3 protein-coding genes are annotated in these 2873 nt (G+C 70.3%); 1 reads left to right on the forward strand and 2 read right to left on the reverse strand.

Annotated elements, in window-relative coordinates; all coding sequences use genetic code 11:
* Both ACIBTS_RS49240 and ACIBTS_RS49245 read right to left on the reverse strand, forming a co-directional pair.
* The coding region (locus ACIBTS_RS49240; RefSeq protein ID WP_399328525.1) for a MerR family DNA-binding transcriptional regulator at window positions 1-97 on the reverse strand (97 nt) is incomplete at its 3' end.
* A gap of 377 nt (window positions 98-474) precedes the next feature.
* On the reverse strand, window positions 475-1236 hold the full coding sequence (locus ACIBTS_RS49245; protein ID WP_399328521.1) for a phosphoglyceromutase: 762 nt from the start codon (window positions 1234-1236) through the stop codon (window positions 475-477).
* 211 nt (window positions 1237-1447) lie between these two features.
* Here ACIBTS_RS49245 and ACIBTS_RS49250 point away from each other — a divergent pair, with 211 nt between their 5' ends.
* Window positions 1448-2788: an MDR family MFS transporter gene (locus ACIBTS_RS49250; RefSeq protein ID WP_399328523.1), complete on the forward strand. Its 1341-nt coding sequence runs from the start codon at window positions 1448-1450 to the stop codon at window positions 2786-2788.
* Window positions 2789-2873: the final 85 nt, after the last annotated feature.

The following is a 2873-nucleotide window of genomic DNA, read 5'->3' on the forward strand; positions in this document are numbered from 1 at the left end:
CGTCGGAGCGTGAGCTGGTCAGCAGGCCCTGCTCTTCGTAGTACCGCAGGGAGCGCGGACTCACGCCCGTGCGCTTGGACAGCTCGCCTATCCGCATCCCTGAGAGCCTACGCCCGCGTGCTCCAGGTTCAGACCGCCGTCGAGTCGTGGACGCTCGCGGACACCCCCACGACCGCAGGGTTGTCCTCCCGGTCCCACGCCAGAGGTCGTGCTCCTGGGGCGCGTTGTCAGTGCTCATGGCTAGGGTCTCTGACGCGCGGCCGGCTTCCGAGGTGTCCAACTCTGTAGAGCAGCTGCATCCCCGGCTCTGTTGGGGGTGGCCCGGGTACGACCTGGGACCTAACCAACGGTCGGGCTTCGTCGATGGCCAAGGAGAGACCTGCCAGCGCCGGCCGCGCACCGAGTACGGCACTGGACAGCAACAAGCCCCCCACCGGCGGGAAAACCGCAGGTAGGGGGCTTCTTCAGGCTTGCTTACTTCTTCTTGCCCTGGTTCTTGACCGCCTCGATTGCGGCTGCGGCCGCCTCCGGGTCGAGGTAGGTTCCGCCCGGGGTCACCGGCTTGAAGTCGGCGTCGAGTTCGTAGGCGAGGGGGATGCCCGTCGGGATGTTCAGGCCCGCGATGTCGGCGTCGGAGATGCCGTCGAGGTGCTTGACGAGGGCGCGGAGCGAGTTGCCGTGGGCGGCGATCAGGACCGTGCGGCCGGCGAGGAGGTCCGGGACGATGCCGTCGTACCAGTACGGGAGCATGCGGACGACGACGTCCTTCAGGCACTCCGTGCGCGGGCGCAGCTCCGGGGGGATGGACGCGTAGCGCGGGTCGGAGGACTGGGAGAACTCCGAGTCGTCCGACAGCGGCGGGGGCGGGGTGTCGTAGGAGCGGCGCCAGAGCATGAACTGCTCCTCGCCGAACTCCGCGAGGGTCTGCGCCTTGTCCATGCCCTGGAGGGCGCCGTAGTGGCGCTCGTTCAGGCGCCAGGAGCGGTGGACCGGGATCCAGTGGCGGTCCGCGGACTCCAGCGCCAGCTGGGCCGTGCGGATCGCGCGCTTCTGGAGGGACGTGTGGACCACGTCGGGGAGGAGATCGGCGTCCTTCAGGAGCTCGCCACCGCGGACTGCCTCCTTCTCGCCCTTCTCGTTCAGGTTGACGTCCACCCAGCCGGTGAACAGGTTCTTCGCGTTCCACTCGCTCTCGCCGTGGCGGAGGAGGATCAGCTTGTACGGTGCGTCGGCCATGCGTATGAGCGTAATCCACCGCTCCGATGCGTTGTGCGCCCGCTCGTACAGCGGACAGGGCAGCGGACAGGGCCGCGGGCAGGGCCGCGGACACGCAGGCGGGCGGGCCGGCGACGGTTGACGAGATCCGTTAATTGAGTGGCCTCCCCCGACCCACCCCTCGTAAGTTCTGGGAGCTGTCAGAGCCGCTTACACACCCGGGGGATCCGCCATGTCCGTCGCCACCCTGAGACGTGCCGCACGCGAGACGCTCTCCGGGCTGCCCCGCGAGTTCTGGTGGCTGTGGACCAGCACCCTCGTCAACCGGCTCGGCGGCTTCGTCGCCACCTTCATGGCGCTGTACCTCACCCTCGACCGCGGCTACTCCGCCTCCTACGCCGGACTCGTCGCCTCGCTGCACGGCCTCGGCGGGGTGATCTCCTCCCTCGGCGGCGGGGTCATGGCGGACCGGCTCGGACGGCGGCCCACGCTGCTCATCGCGCAGACCTCCACCGCCCTGTCCGTCGCGCTCCTCGGGTTCGTCACCGGCCCTCTCGCCATCGCCGGCGTCGCCTTCCTCGTCGGGATGGCCTCCAACGCCTCCCGGCCGGCCGTGCAGGCGATGATGGCCGACATCGTGCGGCCCGAGGACCGTGTCCGGGCCTTCTCCCTCAACTACTGGGCCATCAACCTCGGGTTCGCCGTCTCCTCCATGGCCGCCGGGTTCATCGCCGAGGTCAGCTACCGCGCCGGCTTCCTCGCCGAGGCGGGGATGACGCTCGTGTGCGCGGTCGTCGTCTTCCTCAAGCTGCCCGAGTCGCGGCCCCAACAGCAGGAGAAGGCCGCCCGGGAGGACTCCGTCGGCCTCGGGACCGTACTGCGCGACGGGCGGTTCATGAGCGTCGTCGGACTGTCGTTCCTCGTCGCGCTCATCTTCCAGCAGGGCTCCGTGGGACTGCCCGTGGCGATGGGCGCGGCCGGGTTCACACCGGCGGACTACGGCATGGCGATCGCCGTCAACGGCGTGCTCATCGTCGCGCTGCAGCTGCCCGTCACCCGCTTCATCGAGCACCGGGATCCGCGACAGCTGCTGGTGGTCTCCTCCGTCCTCGCCGGGTACGGGTTCGGGCTCACCGCCTTCGCCGGGTCGGTCGGCGTCTTCGCGCTCACGGTCTGTGTGTGGACCCTGGCCGAGATCGTCAACGCCCCGACCCAGACCGGCCTCGTCGTCCGCCTCTCCCCCACCCACGGCCGCGGCCGCTACCAGGGCATGTACACCCTGTCCTGGGCCGTGGCCTCCCTCGTCTCCCCCCTGATGTCGGGCTTCGTCATCGACCGCTTCGGCGCGAACTGGCTGTGGGGCATGTGCGCCATCGTGGGAACGGCGGCGGGACTCGGCTACGGGGTGCTCATGCGCCGACTGCCGGACGAGGAGGGCACCCCTGCCCCTGCCCCTGCCCCTGCCGATCGTCAGGCCTACGACGCCGCCTACGACGCCGCCGACGACGCCGACGACGACAGCGACGCCGCTGCCACCGCCCCCGCCGCTGAGCCCGAGGTCCGCGCCGTCTGAACCGCAGTGGCGGCACGGGGTCACGGGGGTCACGGGGGTCACGGGTGCATCCGGGCCCCCTTCAGCACCTTGTCCACCGCGTTGC

Source organism: Streptomyces sp. NPDC050121 (genome assembly GCF_044460385.1).
GTDB lineage: Bacteria > Actinomycetota > Actinomycetes > Streptomycetales > Streptomycetaceae > Streptomyces > Streptomyces soliscabiei.

Bases quoted from the DNA above. Each gene is read 5' to 3' on its own strand.
- ACIBTS_RS49245 (WP_399328521.1), bottom strand. From the start codon at position 1,236: ATGGCCGACGCACCGTACAAGCTGATCCTCCTCCGCCACGGCGAGAGC.
- ACIBTS_RS49250 (WP_399328523.1), top strand. From the start codon at position 1,448: ATGTCCGTCGCCACCCTGAGACGTGCCGCACGCGAGACGCTCTCCGGG.